We start from the raw sequence: 25,680 nt of genomic DNA, 5'->3' as shown, positions 1-25,680 counted from the left end.
CCGGGACCGTAACCCGGCCCGACACGCCGTAGAGATTCTTGTCCACATGGTTTTCATGGCGTTGTATGGCCGGTATCTGCACCTATGTCCTGGCCCTTTGCTTTAATCCACAGGTTCTCCACACCCCGCTCAACACAGGTGTCGATGTATATGCACACACGATGCACAGCTTCATGAACAGCACCCCTTTTACCTAGTAGCCAGCAACGTCTAGCGTCGTCCCGGCGCCGAGCGTGTGGGCGCTCCGAGGCGAAGGAGTCAGGACCTTGACCTACCCTCAATGTCGGTTGTCGAATGTATGTTCGGATGAGTGGAGCGCGGGAGAAGGGAATCCATGGCGGTCGTCGATGATCTGACGTCGGGCATGGATGCGTCGTCGCCCAGCGAGGACTTCGGGCGTCAGCCACCGCAGGACATGGCGGCGGAGCAGGCGGTGTTGGGCGGCATGCTGCTGAGCAAGGACGCCATCGCCGACGTGCTCGAGCGGCTGCGGCCCGGCGACTTCTACCGCCCCGCGCACCAGAACGTCTACGACGCGATCCTGGACCTGTACGGGCGCGGTGAGCCGGCCGACGCCGTCACGGTCGCCGCGGAATTGGACCGCCGCAACCTGCTGCGCCGGATCGGCGGCGCGCCGTATCTGCACACGCTGATCTCGACGGTGCCCACCGCGGCCAACGCGGGCTACTACGCGACCATCGTCGCCGAGAAGGCGCTACTGCGGCGCCTGGTCGAGGCCGGCACCCGCGTGGTGCAGTACGGCTACGCGGGCGCCGAGGGTGCCGATGTGGCCGAGGTGGTCGACCGCGCGCAGGCCGAGATCTACGAGGTGGCCGACCGGCGGACGACGGAGGATTTCGTTCCGCTCGAGGATCTGCTGCAGCCGACGATGGACGAGATCGACGCCATCGCGTCCAACGGCGGCGTGGCGCGCGGCGTGCCAACGGGTTTCACCGAACTCGACGAGGTGACCAACGGTCTGCACGCCGGGCAGATGATCATCGTGGCGGCCAGGCCTGGAGTCGGGAAATCGACGCTAGGACTAGATTTTTTACGCTCGTGTTCAATTAAGCACCGCATGGCCAGCGTCATCTTCTCGCTGGAGATGAGCAAGTCCGAGATCGTCATGCGGTTGCTGTCGGCGGAGGCGAAAATCAAACTCGCCGACATGCGTTCGGGCCGGATGAGTGACGAAGACTGGACGCGGCTGGCGCGGCGGATGAGCGAAATCAGTGAGGCGCCACTGTATATCGACGATTCGCCGAACCTGACGATGATGGAGATCCGCGCCAAGGCGCGCCGGTTGCGGCAGAAGGCCGACCTGCGCCTGGTGGTGGTCGACTACCTGCAGCTGATGTCGTCGGGTAAGAAGGTGGAGTCGCGGCAGCTCGAGGTGTCCGAATTCTCCCGTCAGCTGAAGCTTTTGGCCAAGGAGCTCGAGGTTCCCGTGGTCGCAATCAGCCAGCTCAACCGCGGACCCGAGCAGCGCACCGACAAGAAGCCGATGCTGTCCGACCTTCGTGAGTCGGGATCGCTGGAACAGGATGCGGACATGGTGATTCTGTTGAACCGCCCGGACGCATTCGAAAGGGACGATCCGCGCGGGGGAGAGGCGGATTTCATTCTCGCCAAACACCGTAACGGCCCGACCAAGACGGTGACCGTCGCGCACCAGCTGCATCTGTCGCGCTTCGCCAACATGGCGCGGTGACGTCCGACTGTCGCGATGCAGTGGTGATTGACGACCGTGTACTGATTGTTTGCCGACATTGTCGGGCCGCCAATCTTTTTCGTACTCGTAGTGGCCACCAAAACCAGCGGCCGCGAACGGCGGTGCCTGGTTAGGTGACACCGCTGAGGATGGGCCCGGTGGCGTCCGGGTCGGCGCTCACCGCGGCTGGTGTTCGCGGCGAAGACGGCGCCGTATTCACGGGCCTCGAGTAGACCCTGCGCGGCCACCAGAACCAGCGTCCGAGCAGCGCGGCGATCGAGGGCACCAAGAAGGACCGGACCACCAGGGTGTCGAGCAGTAGGCCGATCATGATCGTGCTGCCGACCTGTCCGATAGTGCGCAGATCGCTGACCAGCATGCCGCCCATGGTGAATGCGAACACCAGCCCTGCGGTGGTCACGACTCCGCCGGTACCGCCCATCGACCGGATGATCCCGGTCTTCAAGCCGGCGTGGATCTCCTCCTGCATCCGCGAGACCAGCAGCAGGTTGTAGTCGGATCCGACGGCCAACATGACGATCACCGCCATGGGAACCACGATCCAGTTCAGTGGCATGTGCAGCAGGTGCTGCCAAATCAGCACGGACAGGCCCATCGCGGAAGCGATGGAACCCGCCACGGTTCCGACGATCACGGCCGAGGCGGCCAGGGCACGGGTGATACCGAGCATGACTATGAAGATCAGGCCCATTGCCGCGGTCACCGAGACCGTCAGATCCAGCGTCGACGCCTCGTGGACGTCTTTATATGTGGCCGCGGTGCCGCCGAGATAGATGTTGGCGCTCTCCAGCGGTGTTCCCTTGGTGGCCTCGGTGGCGGCCTGCTTGATCTGGTCAATGTGCGAAATGCCTTGCGGGCTCGCCGGATCGCCTTTGTGGGTGATCACGTATTTCGCCGCCTTGCCGTCGGGGGACACGAACAGGTTGAGCCCGCGCTGGAAGTCCGCATTATCGAATGCTTCTGGCGGCAGGTAGAACATGTCGTCGTTTTTGGAGTCGTCGAACGCCCGGCCCATGATGGTTGAGTTCTGCGACATCTCATCGAGCTGATCGGTCAGGTCGCTAAACGAGCTGTAGATCGTCAGCAGCAAGCCCTGCACCGTTTTCAGGGTCGCGATCAGCGGGGGCAGTTGCGCCGCCAACTTCGGTACCAGTGTGTCGAGGCGGTCCAGGTCGACGTTGGTGATGCCCTGCAGGTCGTCGCTGAGCTTGTCGACACCGTCGGTGGCGTCGAACAGCGAGCGCAGCGACCAGCAGATCGGGATGTCGAAACAGTGCTGCTCCCAGTAGAAATAGCTGCGAAGCGGTCGCCAGAAGTCGTCGAAATCGGCGAGGTGATCGCGCAGCTCCTGGGTGGTGTCCAGGATTTGGTGACCCCTGCCATCCAAGTCGTGGGTGACATCGCTGAGCTGAGTCGTCAACCCGTAGATGGTCTGGGTGAGGTTGATGACCACGCTCAGCTGATCACTGGTTTTCAGCAGGTCACCCATGCGGTCCTTGAGGTGGTGCAGATTCTGGATCGTGATTGCGTTTTGGGCGCTGATCTGAAATGGCACCGAGCTGTGATCGACCGTCGAGCCCAGTGGACGCGTAATACCCTGTACCCGAGCGATTCCCGGCAGATGGAAGGTGAGCTTGGCGACCCGGTCCAACACCAGCATGTCGGTGGGGTTACGCATGTCGTGGTCGGCTTCGACCATGAGGATCTCGGGCCCCATCCGCGCCTCGGGGAAATGCCGGTCCGAGGCGCGGTAGCCCACGGAAGACGGTGCGTCGGTGGGTAGGTAGTAGCGGTCGTTGTAGTTGGGAACGTAAGCGGGCAGGGCCACCAGACCGATCACCGTTACCAGCACGGCACCGACCAGGATCGGTCCCGGCCATCGCACCACGGCCACCCCCACCCGCCGCCAACCGCGGGTCTTGACCTTGCGTTTGGGATCGAAGACCCCGAACCGGGTAGCTATGGTGATCACCGCGGGCGCCAGCGTTAGGGAGGCGGCGATCGTCACCAGCAGGGCGATCGAACACGGCGCACCGAGGCTGTGGAAGTACGGCAGGTGGGTGAAGCTCATGCAGAACATCGCGCCCGCGACCGTTAGACCCGACCCCAAGACGACGTGGGCGGTTCCCTTGTACATGGTGTAGAAGGCGTCGATCCGGTCTTGCCCGTGCGAGCGGGCCTCCTGATATCGACCGACCAGGAAAATGGTGTAGTCGGCCGCCGCGGCGAGCACCAGGCTCACAACGAGATTCACCGCGAACGTGGACAGGCCGATAACGCCGTGGTGACCGAGTACGGCCACAGCACCGCGAGCGGCGGCGAGCTCGGTAAGAACCGTGAGCAGCATGCCCAGCATGGTCGCTACGGAGCGGTAGACAATGAGCAGCATGGCCCCGATGATCACGACGGTGACGACGGTGATCGTCTGCATGCTGCGATTGGTGTATTCCATGCGCTCTGTGGCCAACGGTCCGGGACCGGTCACGTAGGCCTTGATCCCCGGTGGCGCGGGCACGCTTGCCACGATCTTGTTGACCGCGGCGACCGAGTTGTTGGACTCGGTATCGCCTTGATTACCACGCAGATTCAGCTGAACGTAGGCGCCCTTGGCATCGCTGCTCTGCGCCCCCGCCGCGGTCAGCCGATCTCCCCAGAAGTTCTCGACGTGCTCGACATGCTCGGTGTCGTGCGACAGCTTGGCCACGATCTGGTCGTAATACCGATGTGCCGCGTCACCGAGTTTGTCTTGTGCCTCGATCACGACCATCGCTGTGGTGTCCGAGTCGTACTGCTGAAAGTCCTTGCCAATACGCTTCATCGCGATCAACGACGGTGCGTCTTCGGGTATCAGCTGCACCGAGTGCGCCGCCCCGACCACATCGAGCTGGGGCGCAATGACGTTGAGCGCGGCCGTGATCAACAGCCATCCGATCAAGATCGGGATAGCCAGAATTCGCGTGGCATGCGCGAAGCGGCCGTGCTTTGCCGCCGGATCGATCTCAGCGGAGTGTGCGCCGGTCATGCCGACTTCATGATGCAGTGGGTCTGGGCACGGTGGCCGTCGAAGACCCGTTGGTCACGAACTTCACCGTTGACGGTGATGCGGCACCCGATACTGTCGGCCTCGCCCTGGGCGACCACCGTCGCGATCACCGCGGTGTCGGTGGTGACGATCTCGTAGCTCCATGGCACCGTAGCCGTTGCAACCCTCTGCGGTTGGGCGTGCTCGTCGAGGTAGTCGACCTGGACGACGGTGCCGGCGGGCCCCCAGACGTCGTAAAGCACGTGCTTGGGATTGAACTGCACGAGCGTGTCCACACCGTTGGCTCCGCCGGCCGAAACCGACTGTCTGCCAAAAACACCGTGCAGCCGCACCACAGCAAACGATGCAATCGCGATCACCAAGACCATCACCAGCGGAACCCACGCCCGCTTCACCAGAGCCATCGCGCTCCCAACTGGAACCGTTGTCGACGTACCTTTTCTGAGCAGCGGCCGGCTGGAGACATAGAGCTCCATCATGCGGACGCAGTCGCCGACGGTCCTGAACCCGTAGTCGCGCGCTTCCCCTGGAGGGCCGCGTCGGTGTCCGCGATGGCCAGCATCCTGTTGATGTCTGCGCCGGCCAGTGCGCCGGCCGCCGCGGAGGCCCCGACCTGGGCGACCAGATCGGTGGCGTTGCCGGCCACCCACACACCCGGCACCTCGGTGGTGCCGGCCATGCCGGAGGCAAAACCGCGGCCCATGTTCGGCAGGTCCTGCACCGGCAGGCCCAGACCTTCCAGGCCCTGGGTGCGGGCCTGCATCTGCGGGGCGACCGCGAGGACGCGCCGGGCCACGACCTGGCCGTCGGCCAGGCGCACCCCGGCGAGGGCACCGTCCTCGTCGTTGACGACCTCGGTGACCGGGGTGTTGATGACGCGGATGCCGCGGGCGGCAAAGCGGGCGCGGCTGTCCTCGTCCAGGTCAGTGCCGTGGGTGAAGTAGATCAGGTCCTCGGTCAGCTGACGGAACAGAAACGCGTGGCCGATGGAAACCGGGCCGGTGGCGAGGATGCCGATGGGCTCATCGCGCACCTCCCAGCCGTGGCAGTACGGGCAGTGCACCACAGTGTGCCCCCAGTGCTCGGCGAGCCCGGGCACCTCCGGCAGCACATCCGTAAGGCCGGTGGCTACCAGGATGCGGCGAGCGGTGATGCTGCGGCCGTCGGCCAGGGTGACGGTGAACCGCAGGTCCCCGTCCGCCGACGGGGCGGCAGACTCGGCCGAGACCACCTCGCCGTGGACGACGCGTCCGCCGTACTGGCGCACCTGCTCCCGGCCCCGCCGAAGGATCTCGGGCGGCGGGGTGCCGTCCAAGACGATGAAGCCGTGCACGGCCTTCGCGGGCGCGTTGCGCGGGGAGCCGCTGTCGATCACGACGACCGAGCGGCGGGAGCGGGCGAGGATCAGCGCACCGTTCAGCCCCGCGGCGCCCCCGCCGATCACCACCGCGTCGACCGTCCCGTCGTCCAGTGCGTCGCTCGCGTACGGAGAAGTCGTCACATCCATGGCCTCCTGCCTTTCCTTAGTCAGAACATAACCATTCAATATCGGAACGTCAACGTTCTATTCCGGGGCAGGCTACGATCACATCGTGTCCGTCTCGACGAAGCAACTCTCGGGTGTGCAAGCGCGCACCAGAGCCGCGATCCTCGCTGCTACGGCCTCTGCGCTGGCAGCGAACCGGACGGCCACCATGCCGGAGATCGCCACCGTGGCCGGGGTCGGTCGCACCACGCTGCACCGGTACTTCGCCGACCGCGAGACGCTGATCTACGAGGCGACCCTGGACTCGATCCGCGTGCTCAGTGAAGCGGTGGACGAGGCCGCCCTTGACGACGGACCCGCAATCGACGCGATGCGGCGATTCATCACCGCAGGCGTCTCAATAGGTGAACGGCTGGTCTTCCTCTTCGGTGACCCGGCGGTGCTCCGCGATATCCCCCCGGCCCAGTCCCCGAATGAGGAGTTGGTGATCAAACTGATCACGCGGGGACAGGACGAAGGCGTGTTCGACTCTGACCTCAATCCGACCTGGATTTGGCACGCGCTCTACGGATTGATCCTGCAAGGCTGTGAGCAAGCCATGGCCGGTGCACTGCCTCGGCACACCGTCGCGCCACTGATTATCCGGACCTTCGAGCGCGGCATCTGCCCGGTTCCCTAGCACAACAGGTGCGATCAGGACCGCACTCATTTCCGGGGATCGCGTCGCGCCGAATGACTTCAAAGCCATACGTGCTCTTGTCAAAGTAGCCCGGCGTGTCCTGTCAATCTTCTCTGCATCTCGACAGTTGTCGTTGGTCGAACCGGCGCTACTTTGCGCTCCCGCCACCATCCTTGGTGTTCGCCGCGCAGACGGCAGGCAGGATGAGCGTGTCGATGACTCTGCGGACGAACTTCGCGTCGACGGTTTGACCGCTGATGACCCGCATCAGCCCCATTCCCGTCAAGGTGTCGGCGATAAGGGTCCAGTCCCCGTCGGGTGCGACCTCGCCGCGGGCGGCGGCCTGTCGGAGGATGGCCGTCACCACGCGCCTGCCCTTGAGCAGCATCAACTCGTCGAGGGCCGATGCGAGCTGCTGATCGTGCATCGCCTCCATCGCCACTCGCAGCACCAGATCGCTGGAGATCAGGTCGTCATCGGCGCGCGCTACACGTTCAACCACCGCGTCGAAGTCACCGGCAAGGCTGCCTGTGTCCGGGGCATCGTCGTCGATGAGGTCGGGCCGCCAATACACAAGCGCATCGGTCATCAACGCGGCCTTCGACGCCCAGCGGCGGTATATCGCCGCTTTACCAACACCCGCTCGCGCGGCGATATCGTTCATATTGGTGTCGTTGTAACCGTTTTCGGCTAATGCGGCCAGCGCGGCGTCGAGGATCGCGGGATCGCGGGATCGATCGAGCCGGCCTTGGGTGCGTTGGCGCAGTTTTGATTCCGTGTCTGACAAGCATTCCGCCGCGGCGACCAACCCCGCCGCCAGCTTGCCAGACTCGGTCACGGCTCTCACGCCCTCGCTGTCGCAAGGGGCGCAGTGTTGTCGTCGTCGACCGGAGTTGGCTCGGGTCCGCCACGGCCATGCCTGGTGATCTCAAAGGTGTTGAGCGGCCACCAGAACCAGCGGCCCAGCGCGGCGGCAATCGAGGGGGTCATGAACGCCCGCACGATCAACGTATCGACCACCAGGCCGATGCCGATGGTCATGCCGAGCTGACCGACCACGCGCAGGTCGGACACGATCATCGCCATCATGGTGAAGGCGAACACCAGGCCGGCCGCGGTGACGACGCGTCCGGTCGCCCCGATGCCACGGATGATGCCCGTGTTGAGCCCGGCGTGTATCTCTTCCCTGAAGCGCGAGACCACGAGGAGATTGTAGTCCGAACCCACTGCCAGCAGGATCACCATCGACAACGGGATCACGATCCACTGCACGCCCAGCCCGAGGATGTCCTGCCAGAGCAGCACCGACAAACCACACGCGGTACCCAAGGATGCGGCGACGGTGCAGACGATCACCAGGGCGGCCACCACACTGCGCGTGATCAACAGCATGATCGCGAAAATCAGGATCATCGCCGCGATGATCGCAATCATGAGGTCGGTGACGACGCCGTCCTGCATGTCGGCATACAGCGATGCCGTGCCGGCGAGTGAGACCTTGGCATTACTCAGCGGGGTGCCCTTGAGGGCATCTGCGACAACACCTTTGAGGCCCCGCACATGGTCGATACCCTCCACCGAGGCCGGGTCGCCCTGGTGGGTGATGATCATCCGGACTGCCTTGCCATCGGGCGACATGAACATCTTCATGCCACGTTTGAAGTCGGGATTGTCGAACACGTCCGGTGGCAGATAGAACAAGTCGTCATTCTTGGCCTGGTCGAAGTACAGGCCGATCTCCGTCGCGCCTTTGGCCAGCTCCTGCTGCTGGGCCTGGGTGCCGGCCTGGGTGCTATGGGTCGCGATCATGAAGTCGCGCATCTTTGTCATCGAGGTGATGGTGTTCTGCAGCACCGGCAACATCTGCGGCAGCAAATGATCCAACCGATCCAAATCGGTGGTGAGGCCTTGTATTTGGTCGGCGAGGGCGTCGATTCCGTCCAGGGTGTCGAAGACTGACCGCAGTGAAAAGCAGATCGGGATGTCGTAGCAGTGCTTTTCCCAGTAGAAGTAGCTGCGAATGGGTCTGAAGAAATCCTCGAAATCGGCGAGGCTTTGCCGCAATTCGTTGGTGGTGTCCACCATCTCGTGCGTCCTGCCAACCATGCTGTGCGTGGTTTCGGTCATCTCCTTGGTGATGGTGTACATGCGTTGCATGTTGGCGATGGTCCGGCTCATCTCGTCGGCCTGTTCGAGCATCTGCGCCGAGTTGTCGTTGTTGAACTTCGCGGCCTGCAGGGTGCCGGCGTTTTGCGCACCAAGCAGGAAGGGGATCGAGCTGTGCTCGATCGGTGCGCCCAGCGGGCGGGTGATGGTCTGCACCCGATCGATGCCCCGCATGCGAAAGACATTCTTGGCGACCTTTTCGATCACGAGCATGTCCGCGGGGGTACGCAGATCGTGATCGGCCTCGAGCATCAACAGCTCGGGGTTCATGCGGGCCTGGGAGAAATGCCGGTCCGCGACGCCCATGGCCTGGTTGGCGGGCATATCGGCGGGGGTGAACTTCTGGTCGTTGTACTGCGGCACATACGTCATCAGGGCGACGAAACCCACGACGGCGATCACGCAGGTCACCAGGACGATCGGGATGGGCCAGCGAACCACGGAGGTGCCGACCTTGCGCCAACCCGGCGAGGAGACCACGTTGTGCTTGGGGTCGAGCAGACCGAACTTCGATGCCACCGTCAGGATCGCCGGCGCCAGCGTCAGGGCTGCGGCGATGATCACCCCAACTGCGATCGCGCAGGGCAGACCCATGGTCTGGAAGTAGGGCAGCGTGGTCATGGTGAGGCACAAGCAGGCACCGACGATGGTCAGCCCGGAACCCAGGATGACATGCGAGACACCGCTGTAGGCGACATAGAACGCCTCTTCGGAATCGAGGCCTTTCGATCTCTCCTCGTGATATCGCCCGAGTAGGAAGATTACGTAATCTGTCCCGGCGGCCAAGGCCAGCATGGTCACCATGCTCACCGCGTACGGCGTCAAGCCGATGATGTTCAGGTTGCCCGCCGTGGCCGTAATGCCCTGTGCGGCAAATAGTTCCAGGCCGATGATGACCATGGAAACCAGCATCGTCACGACGGAGCGGTAGACGATCAGAAGCATCACAATGATGACGCCGACCGACACCAGCTCCATGATCGCCATGCTTTGGTGCCCTGCCACGCTGGTGTCGGCATTGAGCACGGTATTACCGGCGACATGGGCCTTGATACCCGGAGGCGCTGGTACCGACGCAACGATGTCACGCACGGCTGCCACCGACTCGTGGCTGGGCGTCGTGCCCTGGGGGCCATTGAGGAAGATCTGCACGTAGGCGGATTTGCCGTCCACGCTCTGAGAGCCCGCCGCGGTCAGCGGATCACTCCAGAAGTCCTGGACGTTCTGCACGTGCTGATGATCGGCTTCCAGCTTGGCGACGATCTTGTCGTAGAACTTGTGCGCCGCGTCGCCGAGCTTGTCCTTGCCCTCCAGCACGACCATCGCTGTGGAGTCGGAATCGTACTGCTGAAACACCTTGCCGATGTGCAGCATCGCCCGATACGAATCCGAATTGGTGGGGCTGATAGGCACTGAACGCGTCGCCGCGACGGCATCGAGCGACGGGGTCAAGATGCCCAGGCCCACCGCGACGAGCACCCAGAACACGATGATCGGTACCGAGAAGATCCGGACCATCCGACCAACGAACGGGCGGTGCGGCTTCGTGTGCAAGTTGCTCATACGGATTTCACCAAGCAGTAGATGAACGGTTTGATGGCGTCGGTGCTCGCCCTGCTGTCACGCACCTGACCGTCGACGGTCACCTGACACCGAAGATCGTGGGTGCCCCGATCGCCCTGGGCCAGGATGTTGGCCGACATCGACGGCAGCGTCGTCACGATCGTGAAAGACCAGGGCAGCGGGGCGTTTTCGATGAGATGGGGTTGTCCGTTCTCGTCGAGGTAGTTCAGATTCGCGGTCCCGCCCGCCCCGGTGACCTCGTACCGGATGTGCTTCGGATTGAAGTTCGCGGTAATTCCGGATCCCTCCGCCAGATTCGGGCCGTGATGCCCGGTGGACTCGCGGATGCGGGTGATCGCGTACGCGCCTAGTGCCACGACCACCACCAGCAGCAGCGGGATCCAGAACCGTCTCAACACTCGAAACACCGCGTGCGTTCCCCCAGCTTTCGTTGCGTTCAGTCAGACGCCGGACAGCCCGGTTGACGCGAGAAGATGGCTGCCAACCGAAGCGAAACTCGGGTTCCGAGTCAGCGACGGTGGCTACGCTAACACCGTCGCGTCAACCACGCCAACCGACCCGGGGGCCTTGACGGGGTGATGAGCTGTGTGCGCAATGGAGCCGTGATCGCAGGCCTTCACGCCGTAGCCGGTCGATTGGCATCGCGTCGAGCGGCGCGTAAAGGAGTCGTCCACCGCCACGCAGGTTGGCAACCTACGGTGATGATCGCCGCGTAAATCTCGTCCGGTGGGTCCCCCGGCGCGGCGCCGCCGTCGAAGACGGATTCAGGGACTCCAATTGTGGGGTAGGCTGAAGGGCGAATGTGTTCTGCATTCGCGAAAGTAAACGAAAGAAGTACAAGAGATATGACGCAAGGAACCGTGAAATGGTTCAACGGCGAAAAGGGCTTCGGCTTCATCGCCCCCGATGACGGCAGTGCGGACGTCTTCGTCCACTACTCCGAGATCCAGGGCGGTGGCTACCGCTCACTGGAGGAGAATCAGCGGGTTCAGTTCGAGGTAGGACAGGGCGCCAAGGGCCCCCAGGCCACCGGAGTGACCGCGGTCTGATCTTTACGTAATCTGTGGGCCGGCAAGGGATTACCCTTGTCGGCCCACAGATCGTTTACGGCCGGCGCTGCCGGTCCCGCGGCCGGGTCGAGAAGCTGCGCGACGTATTTGCGGCCCATGCCGCGGTGGGGCGCGCCGACCAATTGCACCCCATAGGTGCCGGCCCCAATCCTGGCCTCAATCGCGAACAGCCGGGTCGTATCATACTCGAAGTACTAATGTCCATCGAATTCTATTGGCAGAACGATGTTTTCGGCGACGCACTGGTTGAGCGGTGGAAGTTCGTCAAGGGTAGGACCATCCCTGATTCCGAAACCCGAGCAGCGGGATAGCGACGGAAGCTGTGCGACTGGTTCACTCTGGAGGCGGTGGTGCCTCGCCGCAATCGGTAAGCCTCGGCTGGGAAAACGTCACCGAGCCGACACCACCGAGGGTCATCCCGTTGTCCGCGAGCGTCATGGTGGTCGTGTACGGGCAGGTCTGAATTCCGGTCAGCCCGGTCAAGAACTCGACTTCGTAGGCGTACAGGAACGAACGCACGAGCTGGTCGGCATTCCACGGCACATCCAGCGCGAAGCCGAGGGATGACGCCGAACGTGCTCCGAGGACCCGTGGTCCCACCTCGCCGATCCCTGGTGTCAGGCGGAACGGGGTTCCGTCCTGCTTCGTGCCCGACACACTGCCGCTGCGGATGCGGTAACCGGTGGCGCCCGAAGGTACGAGCGGGCCTCTCGGGATCTTGGTGCTGAACAGAATCGAGTAGTTCGTACCTCCGGCGATGGCCGTTGTGCTGAAACTCGTCGAGGTGAATTCCTGGGGTAGCTGCACCGCGCAGTTGCCGACCATGCCGGATGGATCGCTGCACTCCGAAGGCTCGGCCAACGCGGCGGGTACGACGAGCGCGGCGCCCACGACGGGCACCGATAACGCGGCGCCCCGCATGAACACCCGGCGGGAGAAAGCGTCGTTGATGATGTCGGTCAATGCGAGCGCCTCCTTCGTGTGTCGGCCGACGCTACCGCGATAGCCTAGTCCGGCAGCGACAATGGCGCGACCACCCGGGAGCGGTCAGTAATCCCAGACGGTCGGTACGCACCGAAAGACGTTGCCGGCGACCGCGACCCGGCACACTGACGGGAACGGCAAGTGGGTGGCCACCAGCGACTCGCCTGTCGAGGCCAACTCCCGCAGGAGACGCACCCGAACGCGGGCCGCCTCCTCGGGGTCGTGCTCGAATCCGTTGTGCCACTCGGGGTTTTCGAATCCGACCTGGAACACGGCGTCACCGGCGAGTGTCAGCCGGTCGCCGCCCGAAGCCAGGCGGACCACACTGTGCCCGGGGGTGTGACCGCCGGTGCGGGTGACGAACACGCCCGCCGCCACCTCGTAGTCCGTCTCGAACGTCTGGAGCCGGTCGCGGTACTCGTCCAGGAATCGCGAGGCGACCGAGCGAAGCACGTCCGGTATCGGCTCCGGCATGGTGGTGTGGGAGAAGTCGGGCGCCTCCCAGAAATCGGCTTCTGCGGCCGCCACGTGGATCCGCAGGTCCGGACGCAGCCGGTCCTTCAGCCCTTCGGTGAGCAGCCCGCCCACGTGATCCATGTGCAGGTGGGTGAGCACCACGTCGGTCACGGATGCCAGATCGACACCCGCGGCCTCCAGTCGCTTCGCCGTTTGCCCCGCCCGCGGGAAGTCCGGGAACTCCAGCCCCAGCCCGGCGTCGACCAGGATGGTCCGGTCACCACTACGCACCACGACCACGTTCAGCGGCCAGTCGACCACCTCAGGCGGCAGGAAGTTATCGCCCAGCCAGCCTGCCAGCGCGGCGGGGTCGGCGTTGGTGGCCAACGTCGAGGTGGTTATCGGTAGCACCCCATCGCTGATCACCAGCACGTCAATCTCGCCGACCCGCACCGCGTAGCGCGACGGCACCAACTCGTCCGCCGGGGCCATCCGGGCGTCTGAGGCGTGCGCCAGGCTCATCTTCGTCTCCTCGATAGTTGAAGGGCGGACCCGAACGGGCCGGCGAGGAATGGTGGAAAATTCATGCCGGTCCGGGTCGCACGGCATGAGCTTCGCGTGTCCAGGCAGTCCTTCGCGCCCTTGAAAGTGCGTAGTCCGTGTCCCGGCATGCGTAGTCGAACACGCGGCCTCTCGCAGGTTGATCACAACGAGGCCAGCCGTCCTGAACGAACACGCCCGCCTTGATGAGGTCGACCCCACGGTGTGCTATACAGATGTACAGCGAAGCCATTACTTCAGCGGAAGGACCGTCATGACCAACGGCGACGAGCTCAAGCAACTGCAGCAGCGGGTGCAGTACCTCGAGGATCGCACCGCCATCCTCGACTGCGTGATGAACCAGTCCCGTGGGCATGACCGCCACGACACGGAACTGATGGGCAGCGTCTATTTCGAGGACGGCGTGGACGAACACGGCCCGACCGTGAAACTCGGCCCCGAATACGGGGATTGGGCCAACAACGCGCACAGCATGGTCTTCGAGGACCACCTGCACAACATCACCACCCACACCTGTGAGATCAATGGCGACGAAGCCCATGCGGAGAGCTATGTCATCGGCGCGATGCGGGCCAAGGGCGGCAAGATCGTGTCGCTGATGGGCGGCCGTTACCTCGATCGCCTCGAGCGCCGCGACGGGGTCTGGAAGATCGCGCTGCGCCGCTGCACCCTCGAGTGGATGATGAGCGGCGATTCCTCGGTGATGGCATCGGGCGCCGTCAAGGGCTTCATCAAGGGCAAGTGGGACCGCACCGATCCCTCCTACGCCCGTCCGCTGACGATCGAAGACGTCCCCGCCGAACGGTGGTGAACCTCAGCGACGAGGTAGATCGCCTCGGTTGGAATCCGGTCTGTGGTTACAACCCCAGCAGACCTCGCGTCTCGCCTGTGTCTCAGACACCTGCGGGGCCGGGCCCGCCGTGCATGTACAGCGTCTGGCCCGAGCAGTAACTGGACGCATCGGAAGCGAAAAACAGTACCCCGTAACCAATCTCATCCGGCTCGGCAACGCGACCCGAGGCGTTGGTCTGTCCGATCACGTTGACGTCGAAGCCCTGACGCTCTGCGTCGGCTTCTAGGCCGGGCGTGCGGATGGCGCCGCAGGCGATGCAGTTGACCCGCACGCCCTTGCGGGTCCAGGCCGCGGCCATCGAGCCGGTGAGGTTGTTCAGCCCGGCCTTCGCGGCGGCATACACCGGCGCCTGGGGCATGGCCAACAGGCCGGCGCCGGACGAGATGTTGACGATGGCGCCCTTGCCCGCGGCGATCATCGGCTTGGCGGCCGCGCGCGACAGATACCACGCACTGGACAGGTTCAGGTCCAGCACCCGATGCCACTCGTCGTCGGTCCACTTCATCAGGGATTTGGTCTCACCGCCACCGGCATTGTTCAAAAGCACATCCAGGTGGCCAAATTCGGCCAGCGTCGTATCGACGAGGGACTGGCACGCCGCGGCATCGGTCACGTCGGTCGGCACGGCCAGTGCCCGCCGTCCCAGTACCTCGATCTCGGCGGCCGTGGCCTTCAGCGGCTCCTCCCGCCGTCCGGCGAGCACGACGTCGGCGCCGTATTCGGCCAGGACCAGTGCCGAAGCCCGGCCGATCCCAGTGCCGCCGCCGGTGATGACGGCAACCCGCCCCTGCATCGAGAACCTGTCGTCCACAACACCACTTCCCATCGTCGCGACCGGCAACAGACGCAATACGACTGTACAACATCAGCGAAATGCGGCCGCCTTGTCTACGGCGTACGTATCGCTGTACATTCGTACAGCACACACCCAATGTCGGTGCGGCAAGGAGCGTGTCTGAGATGAGCCGAGTGGCGGTGGTGACCGGCGGCGGATCGGGCTTGGGTCGGTCGATCTGCACGATGCTCGCTGCCGACGGGCACCGGGTGGCCGTCCTTGATCTGAACGAGGAGGCAGCCACCCAGGTCGTCGCCGAAATCCACGAGGCGGGAGGCAAAGCCGTCGCGGCCGGTGTCGACGTATCGGAGGAAGCGTCGGTTCACGCCGCGTTCGACACGGTGCGAGCACAGTTCGGCCCCGTCGAGATCCTGGTGACCAGCGCGGCCATCGGCGGGTTCACGCGGTTCGACCAGATCACCCTGGCGGAGTGGAATCGGTTCCTCGCGGTGAACCTGACCGGCACCTTCCTGAGCCTGCAGGCCGGCCTCGCGGACATGGTCCCCGCCGGATGGGGGCGCATCGTCACCATCTCGTCGGCGGCCGGCCAACAGGGCGCGCCACGTCAGGGCCATTACTCGGCCACCAAGGGCGGGGTGATCGCGTTGACGAAGACCGTCGCGCGGGACTACGCCGGAAAAGGCGTCACCGCCAACACCATTCCGCCATTCGCGATCGACACCCCGATGCTGCGCGAACAACAGCGGCTGGAAAAGCTGCCGCCGACCGAGTACCTGACGCGGGCGATTCCCGCCGGCCACCTGGGCTCGCCCGAGGACGTCGCCGGATTGTGCTCCTACCTGTGCACCGACGCCGCGGGCTACATCACCGGCCAGGTGATCGGCGTCAACGGCGGTGCCGTCATCTAGGCCGAATGCCAAACGAATCGCGCCGCTCGGCAATAACTTTGGAGGCAGCAGATGGACGACCTGTACTACGATCCCTGGGATGTCGAGATCGACCTCGACCCCTACCCGACGTATCGCCGGCTTCGCGACGAATCCCCGCTCTATTACAACGAGCGGCACAACTTCTGGGGCATCAGCCGCTACGCCGACGTCGACGCGGGGCTCAAGGACACCACTCGCCTGAGCTCGGCCAAGGGCGACATCCTCGAAGTCGTGCTCACAGATCCGATGATCCCGGCAGGCGTCTTCATCAATGAAGATCCCCCGGTGCACACCATCCACCGCGCCATCGTGTCGCGCGCATTCACACCGAAGAAGATGCGCGCCCTCGAGGACAAGGTGCGCGCGTTCTGCACCGCCTGCCTCGATCCGCTGGTTGGCGGTGAACGCTTCGACTTCGTCCAGGACCTCGGGGCCGAACTCCCTATGAAAACGATCGGGATGCTCGCCGGCATCCCGGATTCCGAGCAGCCCGCGGTGCGCGCCCACGCCAACGCGGTGCTGCGCAACGAAGCCGGCAAGCCTATGCACGTCGACAAGGAGCACTACTTCACCGGCGAGATGTTCGGCGAATACGTCGAGTGGCGCGAGAAGCACCCGTCCGAGGACCTGATCACCGAGCTGCTGAACGTCGAATTCGACGACGAAACCGGAACCACGCGCAAGTTGACCAAGCAAGAGCTGGTCATCTTCCTCGCCGTCGTCGCCGGCGCCGGCGTCGAGACCACCGGTCGGCTGTTCGGGTGGATGGGCAAGGTCCTGGCCGAACACCCCGACCAACGCAAGGAACTCGCCGAAGACCACTCCCTGATCCCGACTGCGATCGAGGAACTGCTGCGCTTCGAGCCGCCCGGGCCGCACGTCGCGCGCTACGTCGCGACCGAGGATGTCGCGTTCCAGGAGCAGATCGTGCCGGCCGGCAGCGCGATACTGCTGATGCTCGCCTCGGCCAATCGCGACGAACGGCACTTCGAGGACCCCGACCGGTTCGACATCCGCCGTAAGCCTGGCGGACACCTCACCTTCGGTCGCGGCGCCCACTTCTGCGTCGGCTCACCACTGGCCCGCCTCGAGGGCCGCGTCGCGCTCGAGGAGGTGCTCAAGCGATTTCCCGAGTGGACCATCGACATGGACAACGCGCGTCGTTCGCGCACTTCGACCGTCCGGGGCTGGGACTCCATGCCCGCGATCGTCGGCTGACCCGACAGACAGGAGAACTCTCATGTCGTCCGCACCGTGCGTGGCCGTCGTGACCGGAGCCAGCCGCGGCGCCGGAGCCGGCATAGCCCACGCCCTCGGACAGCACGGCGCCACCGTGTACGTCACCGGCCGCAGCGAGAACGCCGGCGACGCCGCCCTGCCCGGCACCATCCACCGGACGGCCGAAATGGTCAGCGCCGCGGGGGGACAGGGCATCGCCGTGCGTGTCGATCACGGCGACGACGAACAGGTCAAGGCGCTGTTCACCCGGATCGAGCAGGAACAGGGCCGCATCGACATCCTGGTGAACAACGCCGCCCTCATCCGCGACGAAATGATGGGGCGCACCAAGTTCTGGGAAGAGCCGCTCAATGTCATCGACACCCTGGATGTCGGCGTGCGCAGCAGCTACGTCGCCACCGTCTATGCCGCACCCCTGATGCTCCCGCAGCGACGCGGCCTGGTGGCCTTCACCTCCTCGTCGGGCTCGGTGCACTATGCCTTCGGACCCGCCTACGGAGTGCCGAAAGCCGCCGTCGACAAGATGGCCGCCGACATGGCCGTCGACTTCAAAGACACTGGGATCACGGCGGTATCGATCTGGATGGGATCGCTGCTCACCGACCGCGTCCGCGCCATCATCGCCAGCAACCCCGAGAAATTCGGGCACATCCTCGACAGCGCCGAAACACCCGAGCTCACCGGACATGTGATCTGGGCGCTCTACAACGACCACCAATGCATCGAACTCAGCGGCCAGACGCTCATCGGCGCGGAACTGGCCGTCAAGTACGGCATCCACGATGAAGACGGCCGGCAACCACCCTCCTACCGCGACCTGTTTGACGTCCATCCACACACCCAGTGTGCGCACGTGATGCGCTAGCCGAGCGGCACCGCGGTGTCGCTATGCAGTTGCGCTGCGCCCTGATTCGATCCGGCTTCCCTGGAGAAGTCCGCCCTGAACGCTACGGTGAACGCCGTTGGGCGGTCTTACGTTTCGGCGCTGGGGCCGGTTCGATCGAGTCCAGGTACTTCTCGAAGGCGTTGGTGACTTCCTTGTGGGCGGTCTTGACGCCGATGCCCTCTTCGAGGTTAAGGAACTTGGGCAGCCCGGAGATCAGCAGTTGCAGGGCGGGTAGCGAGAAGTGTCCACCCGGGCGTGCGCTCTTGCCGAATTTGGCGACGAGCGCATCGACCTGACGTTTGCGGTTGGCCTGGGTCACCGCGGCGATCTCGGCCTGGATGGATTTGCGGTGGTTGCCCAGAGCCATGAATTCCGTCATCAACGCGCCCGATGCCTCGGTACGGCTGAACTCCCACAATGCGCGGAGTGGATCATCGGGGCGCGATTCGAGCACCTTGTCGAGGAGCCGTCGGCTGCGTTCGGAATAGCGGCGGATCGCCGAGAGAAAAATGTCGTCGAGTGTCGGGAAGTAGTACTGGACCAGGCTGGGCGTGACCCCGGCGGCCGAGGCCAGGGCGCGGTAGGTCACGCTCGCGTATCCCTCGTCGAGCATCATTTTCTCGACATGGTCGAGCAGGGTGTCCCGGGTCTTGGACGTCTCGGCGCCCACACGCCGCGCGGATGCTGCCATGTTCTCCTCGTTCAGCCGGTTCGTTGTATTGTGACACCGGTGGCACGCTGTACAGGCGTACAGTGCCGGGCGATTCTGAGATTGTGGCGCGGGGGTCTTGCGCCGAAGGGGGGGCGCCGTCGCCCGGTCACGTCAACCCGATCTCCCGCTGCATGCGGTGGCCGGCAACATCTCTCGACAACTGGCCGCCGAAAATCTTCGCCAGGCCCTTGCCAAGATCGCCGACCCGAGCTATATAAAAACTATGCCGCAAGGCATAGATAACCGATGCGAACAGACACCAGATGGGAGTGTTGGAGGTGACGACCATGTTGGTTCGTAGCGATCCGTTTCGTGACCTCGACCGCTTCACTCAGCAGCTATCGGGCACCGCGGCACGTCCTGCCGCGATGCCGATGGATGCCTGGCGCGACGGCGAGCAGTTCGTGGTCGAATTCGATCTGCCGGGAATCGATGAGCAGTCGCTGGACCTCGACATCGAGCGCAATGTGGTGACGGTGCGCGCCGAGCGCCCCGACGTCGATCCAAGCCGGGAGATGCTGGCAACCGAACGGGCGCGTGGGGTGTTCAGTCGGCAACTGGTGCTCGGCGACAATCTCGACACCGAACATATCGACGCGTGTTACGACGCCGGGGTACTGCGGTTACGTATCCCTGTGGCCGAGAAGGCCAAGCCACGCAAGATCGCGGTCAACCGCGGGGATAGGCAGCAGACCGCAATCAGCGCCTGATGGGCCGGTGCCATGCTGACAGAACGTGAGTTGGTGATGACGCACTGCGGCACCGGGACAGCGGCGCCCGGCACCGACGCCGAGGGATCAGCAGGCCGGCAGACGGGGCTCTTGCTGGCCGATGATCCGGAGGTGGCGGTCCTGATTGCCGAGGTCGACGCCATCTTGTGCGCGGCGTCAGTCACCCTGCTTCGTCGGCCACCGGCGCCACCAGTGGCCGGGTGCGCCCTGCTTGGGCCCCGGTCACCTGGTCGGTCCTGGGAGGTATGCGCACCGCCATGGCGCGCGCCCGCGCCCAATGTGCGCGCCGTGCAGCGCAGCCCTCCGCGGCGACCGTCGGCCAAGCCCGGTAACACCAGGATGGAGAAAGGCAGGTGATGAGATCACAACGAGGATGAATGGGCCAGTCCGCCGCGCCCGGGCAACTCCGTGGGCACTACCTCGATCCTGCACGGATGAGGTTCGGCCACTGCCATAGCCAGGCGACTCGTCCGGGGGCGGGCGGCCCACCCTCACAAAGCCAAACATGTTGACAGTCGGGGTTATTCATCAGTCGCGAAGGAGGGTAACCGTGATCGAACCAGCCATGCTCAACAGCCGTGCGCGCAGATACTTCGGTGCGCGGGACAGCTTTTTGCCAGTGGAGGCCGACCCCGCCGACTGGGCAGAACAGCAACTGTCGGTACCCCTGCCCGACGACGAATATCCCCATCTCGGTGGTGAGCGCCGCGTCCTGATCTCGATGTCGGGCGGCGCCGACATCGACTGATATCGCATTGCGTTGAGGTCCAGCTTGTTTGAATCGGCAGGTTCCGTGCCTCACGACCTGGCCTGAGACTTGTTGGCCGGAGTGTGGCCGGCGCGTGACCCTCCCGCGACCGTGACGAAGGACGCTCATCACGTGACGGTAATCGCGGCGATCTGCGCGCTCACGACAGCGACGTGCATCGGCTACTACGTCGGCCGCCGTGCGCGTCCCACGCGGCCGAGCTGGAAGAAGCGCACCAGCAGGATCGCGCTGGGCAAGCTGGCGATCAACCTGGTCGCGGTGGTCACGGCACGCCGACTTCGGCAGAGCCTGCAGCTCGAGCGGATGTTCGCGAGTGGGCGAAGATCGAGACCGGTTGCCCCACTTGACCTTCTGCGGGGTAGCGTCGTGCGGATGCGGTCCTACTAGCCTGCCCGAAGCATGCACGCCGCATCGAACTCGCCGCGACGAAGGAAGAGAGCTGGCATGGCTGCGCTGCAGGACAAGGTGGCATTGGTGACGGGCGCGTCGTCGGGACTGGGCGCGGAAACCGCCAAACTGTTCTCGCGGCAGGGCGCAACGGTTTTCGGCATCGGTCGCGACGCCGGACGCCTGGCCGGCGTCTTCGCCGACGTGGAACGCGGCCGCCACGCATCGGTGGACATCGCTTCGCCCCGGGCCTGCAGGGACGCGGTCGAGCAGTGCGTCAACGAATTCGGCGGCTTAGACATTCTCGTCAACGTCGCCGGCAAACACCAGATGCGCCGCACGGAGTCGATGTCCGACGCCGACTGGGAGCAGGATGTCGCCGTCAACCTGAACGGCCCCTTCTTTCTCTGCCGGGCCGCGCTGCCCCACCTGCTGGAGCGAGGCGGAAACATCGTCAACGTCAGCTCGATCGCCGGTGTCGAGGGCCAGGCGTACTCGGCCGGCTACTGCGCCGCCAAGCATGGGCTGATTGGCCTTACCCGCGCGCTGGCCGTCGAATACACGGCGGATCGCCTGCGCGTCAACGCCGTGTGCCCGGGCGGGATGCTCACACCCCAAATCGAACAGTTCAGCGCCCCGGACAATCCGAACTACGACCTGATCATGCGCACGGCCTCCCCACGCGGCATGATGCAGCCGCTCGACGTCGCCAACGTGATCGCCTTCCTTGCCAGCGACGCCGCCGCGGCCATCCACGGCGCCGTCTATCGCGTCGACAACGGCAAGGGCGCCGGATAACGGTTGGGGCACGTTTCGGTCAACCGTCGACATGTCATGCGCCGCCACGGTTCTCGTGGCCGACAATTCGGGACATGAGGCAGTCGCGGGAGCCCGACGTTGGCGCGTGAGATCTCACGGCAGACGTTTCTGCGGGGCGCCGTCGGGGCGCTAGCCGCGGGGGCGGTGCTCGGCTCACCCCGTGCTTTCGCCGATCCCAGGCCGTCCGGGTGGGAAGGCCTTTCCACCGCGCTCGGCGGCAAGGTGCTGCTCCCGGACAGCCCCCAATTCGCCAGTGCCAAACAGGTTTTCAACACCAACTACAACGGGTCCACGCCGGCGGCCGTCGTCACCCCCACGTCGGCGGCCGACGTGCAGAAGGCGATGGCGTTCGCCGCCGCCCACAACCTCAAGGTCGCTCCGCGCAGTGGCGGGCACTCCTACATCGGAGCGTCGACCGCCAACGGGACCATGGTGCTCGATCTGCGCCAACTGCCCGGGGACGCCAACTACGACGCGGCCACGGGGCAGGTCACGGTGACGCCGGCCACCAGCCTCTACACGATGCACCGGACGCTTGCCGCGGCCGGCCGGGGCGTCCCGACGGGCACCTGCCCATCGGTCGGCGCCGCGGGGCACGCGCTGGGCGGCGGCCTGGGTGCCCAGTCCCGGCACGCGGGTCTGCTCTGCGACCAGCTGACATCGGCGTCGGTCGTGCTGCCCAACGGCCAGGCGGTCACCGCATCCGCGGCAAGCAACCCCGACCTGTTCTGGGCGCTGCGCGGCGGCGGTGGCGGCAACTTCGGTGTGACGACCTCGCTGACCTTCGCGACGTTCCCCACCAAGGACGTCGACGTCGTCAACCTCAACTTCCCGCCGGAGTCGTTCGCCCAGGTCCTCGTCGGATGGCAGAACTGGCTGCGCACCGCGGACCGAAACAGCTGGGCGCTGGCCGACGCCACCGTCGACGCGACGGGCACGCATTGCCGAATCATGGCGACCTCCCCGGCCGGATCCGGCAACAGCACGGCGGCGGCCATCACCCAGGCGGTCGGAATGCAGCCCTCCGGCACCGAGAACCACACCTTCAACTACATGGACCTGGTGAACTACCTGGCGGTCGGGAACCTCAACCCGTCACCGCTCGGCTACGTCGGCGGATCCGACGTCTTCGCCACCGTCAACGCGGGCGTCGCGCAGGGGATCGCCGCGGCGGTCAACGCCTTTCCCCGCGGCGCCGGGCGCATGTTGGCGATCATGCACGCGCTCGACGGCGCCCTTGCCACCGTGGCGCCGGGGGCGACGGCCTTTCCCTGGCGCCGGCAGTCGGCGCTGGTGCAGTGGTACGTCGAAACCGGCGATCCTGCGGCCGCGACGAATTGGCTCGGCACGGCACACCAAGCGGTGCAACAGTATTCGGTCGGCGGCTACGTGAACTACATCGAGGCCGGCCAGTCGCCGGCGCGCTATTTCGGCCCGAACCTGTCTCGGCTGAGCGCGGTGCGGCAAAAGTATGATCCCGGCCGGGTGATGTTCTCCGGGCTGAATTACTAGGCGGCGGGCAGGGCCCGCAAGTCGGTGATTAGACCAGCTTTGCACGGGGTACTTCCACTGCATCTGTGCGAATGAGGGGTTTGGTGAATGGCAGTGGAACACGGTCGCGCACGGTGCCCGCGATGCATGGCATGGGCGCAGTACAGCTTTCTAGAGCGCGACGACAAGCTCGAGTATCAGGTCCGTTGCGATGCGTGCGGCAACGTCTACTCCGAAGTCACCACCGCGTCGACCGCCACGACGCCGGCCGCCTAGCCGCCCGACCTGCTGCGTTACGGAATTTAACCCTCGTGTAAAGTCGAGGACGCGAGCCAAGACGCCCCCAACCCGGAGTAGCGCCTAGTGCGCGCAAACGCCGTGCGGAACGCGTTGAAAGGGGCGGCGTGGACGACATTTTGGCGCGAGCCGGCATCTTCCAGGGAATTGCACCCGACGCGGTCGCCGCGTTGGCCCGCCACCTGCAGCACGTCTCCTTCCCGCGCAGGCGCACCGTCTTCGTCGAGGGCGAGGCGGGCGACGACCTCTTCGTGATCTTGGCGGGTTCGGTGAAGATCCGTCATCAGACCGCCGACGGCCGTGAAACCGTCTTCGCGGTGCTGGGCCCCGGCGACGTGTTCGGCGAGCTCGCACTGTTCGATCCGGGCCCGCGAACCTCGACGGTGATCACGCTGACCGAGGTGGAGACCGTCAGGATGGACCGCCACGCCCTGCGAACATGGATGGCCGAACGCCCCGAAATCGCGGAGCAGCTGCTACGGGTGCTGGCGCGTCGGCTCCGGCACACCAACAACACGCTGTGCGACTTGATCTTCACCGATGTGCCCGCCCGGGTCGCCAAGCAAATCCTCGATCTGGCAATGCGTTTCGGTACCAACAGCGGGGGACCGGTGCGCGTCGAGCATCACCTCACGCAAAAAGAGCTCGCTCAACTCGTCGGTTCCTCGCGCGAAACGGTCAACAAGGCGCTATCGGATTTCACCCAGCGCGGCTGGATCCGGCAGCAGGGCAAGGCCCTGATCATCGACCAGCCCGCGAAGCTGGCCCGCCGCGCACGGGCCTAGGTGATCGACCAGAATTCCAGCAGCGTCCGTAGCGTCGCGACCAGGGGAAGCGGCTGGTCCAGCATCGGGTGATGACCGGCTTCGGCCAGCTCGACAAACGGGCCCCTCAGCTGCAGGAGGGAGCGGATCCGTTCGGCCATGGCGGGCGGCACCAATCCGGCCTCGCAACGCAAATACCCTACGCGGCAGCGCATCGCGGCGAGCATGCTCTCCAGCGATTCCTCGTCGGCGGGCGTCGGATCGAGATACTCACCGCCGTAAATCGCCGGATCGAATTTCCAAACCCAGCCCCCGTCGGACTTGCGTACCGACTCCGCCGCGATATGCCGGCGGACATAGGGGAGGATCAACTCCTGCGACGGCACGGCCGTAAACCGGGCCAGGATCTCGTCTTTCGTCCGATATTCGGTGTGTTTGTGCCGGCGTAGGCGTTCTTCCTCCGGCGCACGCTCCCACAGCGGCGAATCGATCACCAACATGCTGTTGATCTGCCGGCTGTGGTGCATCGCCGTTGTGGATGCGACCCAACCGCCCATGCTGTGGCCGACGATGGTCGGCCTCCCGGCGGGGCCCGCGGCGGACGCGGCGGCCATCACTTCGCTCGCCCAGATCCGCAGGTCATAGTTGGCGCGCGACCCGCTGTCGCCATGGCCGGACAGATCCAGCGCAATCACCCGGTGGGTACGGGAAATGAACGGCGCGATGTGGTCCCACCAACCGGAGTGGGCTCCGCCGCCGTGGATCAGCACCACCGGCGGCTGGTCGGCGGCACCCCAAATGCGTAGGTGGATACGGCAGCCGTCGACATCGACCTCGCCGTGCTCGGGCTGTTGATCGAGTGCGGCAGTGAACCACGCCGGTGTAACGGGTAGCTGGCGCGAACGGGAGAACAGTTTGACCCTCCCTATTCGTGATGCAGGTCAGCCGCGCCGACGCCCCACTTTAACTGCAGCGGAACAATTTCGAAAGCATGCTCGCGCATCCACGGCGGCCCTGTGGGTGGCAGCGAATCATCGGAATGGACGCCAGGAGGGCCACCCATGTCCCAAAAGCTGTGCATAGATCCAACTTTCACCGTGTTGAGGTGCGTGCCGTTGTCCGGGAGGGACTGCGATCTCCACGGATCCCGCCGGTCGGCCGTGGCGGAAGCCGTATTATCATCGCCTTAATATTCTTACCATAACCTTAGATTTGCGGTATGCTGCTGCGGCATGGGTCACACCAC

26 protein-coding genes are annotated in these 25,680 nt (G+C 64.8%); 14 read left to right on the top strand and 12 right to left on the bottom strand.

Annotated elements, in window-relative coordinates:
• Positions 1 to 334 precede the first annotated feature (334 nt).
• Positions 335 to 1,711 carry a replicative DNA helicase gene (gene dnaB / locus QGN30_RS02140; protein WP_009952120.1) on the top strand — a complete coding sequence of 459 codons (1,377 nt, stop codon included), beginning with the start codon at positions 335 to 337 and terminating at the stop codon, positions 1,709 to 1,711.
• 130 nt (positions 1,712 to 1,841) lie between these two features.
• On the opposite strand, the gene QGN30_RS02135 is transcribed toward dnaB, so the two are convergent.
• The 3 genes from QGN30_RS02135 to QGN30_RS02125 form a co-directional block, all read right to left on the bottom strand.
• Positions 1,842 to 4,754 (bottom strand): MMPL/RND family transporter, encoded by a 2,913-nt coding sequence (locus tag QGN30_RS02135; RefSeq protein ID WP_014378778.1) that lies wholly within the window; start codon positions 4,752 to 4,754, stop codon positions 1,842 to 1,844.
• Positions 4,751 to 5,179, bottom strand: a complete 429-nt coding sequence (locus QGN30_RS02130; RefSeq protein WP_009952118.1) for an MmpS family transport accessory protein — start codon at positions 5,177 to 5,179, stop codon at positions 4,751 to 4,753. The genes QGN30_RS02135 and QGN30_RS02130 overlap by 4 nt, the downstream gene beginning before the upstream one ends.
• 71 nt (positions 5,180 to 5,250) lie before the next feature.
• Positions 5,251 to 6,282: an NAD(P)/FAD-dependent oxidoreductase gene (locus tag QGN30_RS02125; protein ID WP_009952117.1), complete on the bottom strand. Its 1,032-nt coding sequence runs from the start codon at positions 6,280 to 6,282 to the stop codon at positions 5,251 to 5,253.
• 85 nt (positions 6,283 to 6,367) lie between these two features.
• On the opposite strand from QGN30_RS02125, the gene QGN30_RS02120 reads away from it, so the two are divergent.
• The gene (locus tag QGN30_RS02120; protein ID WP_029383922.1) at positions 6,368 to 6,940 is read left to right on the top strand and encodes a TetR/AcrR family transcriptional regulator; all 573 of its coding nucleotides are present in this window, start codon (positions 6,368 to 6,370) and stop codon (positions 6,938 to 6,940) included.
• Between the two features lie 148 nt (positions 6,941 to 7,088).
• On the opposite strand, the gene QGN30_RS02115 is transcribed toward QGN30_RS02120, so the two are convergent.
• Genes QGN30_RS02115 through QGN30_RS02105 form a run of 3 tightly spaced genes read right to left on the bottom strand, consistent with a single transcriptional unit; the run spans position 7,089 to position 11,088 of the window.
• Complete coding sequence (locus QGN30_RS02115) at positions 7,089 to 7,778, bottom strand: TetR/AcrR family transcriptional regulator (protein ID WP_009952113.1); 690 nt, start codon at positions 7,776 to 7,778, stop codon at positions 7,089 to 7,091.
• A 5-nt stretch (positions 7,779 to 7,783) separates the two neighbouring features.
• Positions 7,784 to 10,669 carry an MMPL/RND family transporter gene (locus QGN30_RS02110; protein ID WP_095562376.1) on the bottom strand — a complete coding sequence of 962 codons (2,886 nt, stop codon included), beginning with the start codon at positions 10,667 to 10,669 and terminating at the stop codon, positions 7,784 to 7,786.
• A complete protein-coding gene (locus QGN30_RS02105; RefSeq protein ID WP_014381581.1) occupies positions 10,666 to 11,088 on the bottom strand; it encodes an MmpS family transport accessory protein in 423 nt (140 codons plus the stop codon). Before QGN30_RS02105 ends, QGN30_RS02110 begins: the two co-directional genes overlap by 4 nt.
• A gap of 447 nt (positions 11,089 to 11,535) precedes the next feature.
• On the opposite strand from QGN30_RS02105, the gene QGN30_RS02100 reads away from it, so the two are divergent.
• On the top strand, positions 11,536 to 11,739 hold the full coding sequence (locus tag QGN30_RS02100) for a cold-shock protein (protein ID WP_009952110.1): 204 nt from the start codon (positions 11,536 to 11,538) through the stop codon (positions 11,737 to 11,739).
• A gap of 354 nt (positions 11,740 to 12,093) precedes the next feature.
• Here QGN30_RS02100 and QGN30_RS02095 read toward each other — a convergent pair whose 3' ends face one another.
• Both QGN30_RS02095 and QGN30_RS02090 read right to left on the bottom strand, forming a co-directional pair.
• The gene (locus tag QGN30_RS02095) at positions 12,094 to 12,723 is read right to left on the bottom strand and encodes a hypothetical protein (protein ID WP_008262709.1); all 630 of its coding nucleotides are present in this window, start codon (positions 12,721 to 12,723) and stop codon (positions 12,094 to 12,096) included.
• Positions 12,724 to 12,807: 84 nt separating this feature from the next.
• Positions 12,808 to 13,722, bottom strand: coding sequence for an MBL fold metallo-hydrolase (locus QGN30_RS02090; protein WP_095562377.1), 915 nt, complete (start codon positions 13,720 to 13,722; stop codon positions 12,808 to 12,810).
• A gap of 292 nt (positions 13,723 to 14,014) precedes the next feature.
• Here QGN30_RS02090 and QGN30_RS02085 point away from each other — a divergent pair, with 292 nt between their 5' ends.
• A complete protein-coding gene (locus QGN30_RS02085) occupies positions 14,015 to 14,572 on the top strand; it encodes a nuclear transport factor 2 family protein (RefSeq protein ID WP_014383604.1) in 558 nt (185 codons plus the stop codon).
• Between the two features lie 82 nt (positions 14,573 to 14,654).
• Here QGN30_RS02085 and QGN30_RS02080 read toward each other — a convergent pair whose 3' ends face one another.
• The gene (locus QGN30_RS02080; RefSeq protein WP_014383605.1) at positions 14,655 to 15,425 is read right to left on the bottom strand and encodes an SDR family NAD(P)-dependent oxidoreductase; all 771 of its coding nucleotides are present in this window, start codon (positions 15,423 to 15,425) and stop codon (positions 14,655 to 14,657) included.
• Between the two features lie 149 nt (positions 15,426 to 15,574).
• Here QGN30_RS02080 and QGN30_RS02075 point away from each other — a divergent pair, with 149 nt between their 5' ends.
• From QGN30_RS02075 to QGN30_RS02065, 3 genes are read left to right on the top strand one after another with little or no spacing between them, the layout of a single operon-like run.
• Positions 15,575 to 16,318, top strand: a complete 744-nt coding sequence (locus tag QGN30_RS02075) for an SDR family NAD(P)-dependent oxidoreductase (protein WP_009952105.1) — start codon at positions 15,575 to 15,577, stop codon at positions 16,316 to 16,318.
• 51 nt (positions 16,319 to 16,369) lie between these two features.
• Positions 16,370 to 17,557, top strand: coding sequence for a cytochrome P450 (locus QGN30_RS02070; RefSeq protein ID WP_095562378.1), 1,188 nt, complete (start codon positions 16,370 to 16,372; stop codon positions 17,555 to 17,557).
• Between the two features lie 22 nt (positions 17,558 to 17,579).
• Positions 17,580 to 18,443, top strand: a complete 864-nt coding sequence (locus QGN30_RS02065; protein WP_014710769.1) for an SDR family NAD(P)-dependent oxidoreductase — start codon at positions 17,580 to 17,582, stop codon at positions 18,441 to 18,443.
• A gap of 82 nt (positions 18,444 to 18,525) precedes the next feature.
• Here the strand turns inward: QGN30_RS02065 and QGN30_RS02060 are convergent, their stop codons facing one another.
• Positions 18,526 to 19,155, bottom strand: a complete 630-nt coding sequence (locus tag QGN30_RS02060) for a TetR/AcrR family transcriptional regulator (RefSeq protein WP_008262744.1) — start codon at positions 19,153 to 19,155, stop codon at positions 18,526 to 18,528.
• A gap of 127 nt (positions 19,156 to 19,282) precedes the next feature.
• Positions 19,283 to 19,465 carry a hypothetical protein gene (locus QGN30_RS02055; RefSeq protein ID WP_014710770.1) on the bottom strand — a complete coding sequence of 61 codons (183 nt, stop codon included), beginning with the start codon at positions 19,463 to 19,465 and terminating at the stop codon, positions 19,283 to 19,285.
• On the opposite strand from QGN30_RS02055, the gene QGN30_RS02050 reads away from it, so the two are divergent.
• From QGN30_RS02050 to QGN30_RS02020, 7 genes are all read left to right on the top strand, one after another.
• Positions 19,464 to 19,886, top strand: a complete 423-nt coding sequence (locus tag QGN30_RS02050) for an Hsp20/alpha crystallin family protein (RefSeq protein ID WP_008262748.1) — start codon at positions 19,464 to 19,466, stop codon at positions 19,884 to 19,886. The genes QGN30_RS02055 and QGN30_RS02050 overlap by 2 nt on opposite strands.
• Positions 19,887 to 20,457: 571 nt before the next feature.
• A complete protein-coding gene (locus QGN30_RS02045) occupies positions 20,458 to 20,655 on the top strand; it encodes a hypothetical protein (protein ID WP_026071082.1) in 198 nt (65 codons plus the stop codon).
• A gap of 132 nt (positions 20,656 to 20,787) precedes the next feature.
• A complete protein-coding gene (locus QGN30_RS02040) occupies positions 20,788 to 21,063 on the top strand; it encodes a hypothetical protein (protein ID WP_014383609.1) in 276 nt (91 codons plus the stop codon).
• Positions 21,064 to 21,120: 57 nt separating this feature from the next.
• Entirely contained in the window at positions 21,121 to 21,861 is a 741-nt protein-coding gene (locus tag QGN30_RS02035; protein WP_009952096.1) for an SDR family NAD(P)-dependent oxidoreductase, read from the top strand.
• A 99-nt stretch (positions 21,862 to 21,960) separates the two neighbouring features.
• Positions 21,961 to 23,394 (top strand): FAD-binding oxidoreductase, encoded by a 1,434-nt coding sequence (locus QGN30_RS02030; protein ID WP_009952095.1) that lies wholly within the window; start codon positions 21,961 to 21,963, stop codon positions 23,392 to 23,394.
• A 126-nt stretch (positions 23,395 to 23,520) separates the two neighbouring features.
• Positions 23,521 to 23,649: a hypothetical protein gene (locus QGN30_RS02025; protein ID WP_008262754.1), complete on the top strand. Its 129-nt coding sequence runs from the start codon at positions 23,521 to 23,523 to the stop codon at positions 23,647 to 23,649.
• A 128-nt stretch (positions 23,650 to 23,777) separates the two neighbouring features.
• Entirely contained in the window at positions 23,778 to 24,455 is a 678-nt protein-coding gene (locus QGN30_RS02020; RefSeq protein WP_009952093.1) for a Crp/Fnr family transcriptional regulator, read from the top strand.
• Here the strand turns inward: QGN30_RS02020 and QGN30_RS02015 are convergent.
• Positions 24,452 to 25,348 (bottom strand): alpha/beta fold hydrolase, encoded by an 897-nt coding sequence (locus tag QGN30_RS02015; RefSeq protein ID WP_162832309.1) that lies wholly within the window; start codon positions 25,346 to 25,348, stop codon positions 24,452 to 24,454. The two genes, QGN30_RS02020 and QGN30_RS02015, sit on opposite strands and share 4 nt — an antisense overlap.
• Between the last annotated feature and the right edge of the window lie 332 nt (positions 25,349 to 25,680).

The organism is Mycobacterium sp. 3-98 (assembly GCF_035918355.1).
Taxonomy (GTDB): domain Bacteria; phylum Actinomycetota; class Actinomycetes; order Mycobacteriales; family Mycobacteriaceae; genus Mycobacterium; species Mycobacterium intracellulare.
The sequence above is the reverse complement of the archived record's forward strand: the minus strand, read 5'-3'. Positions and strand labels throughout refer to the sequence as shown.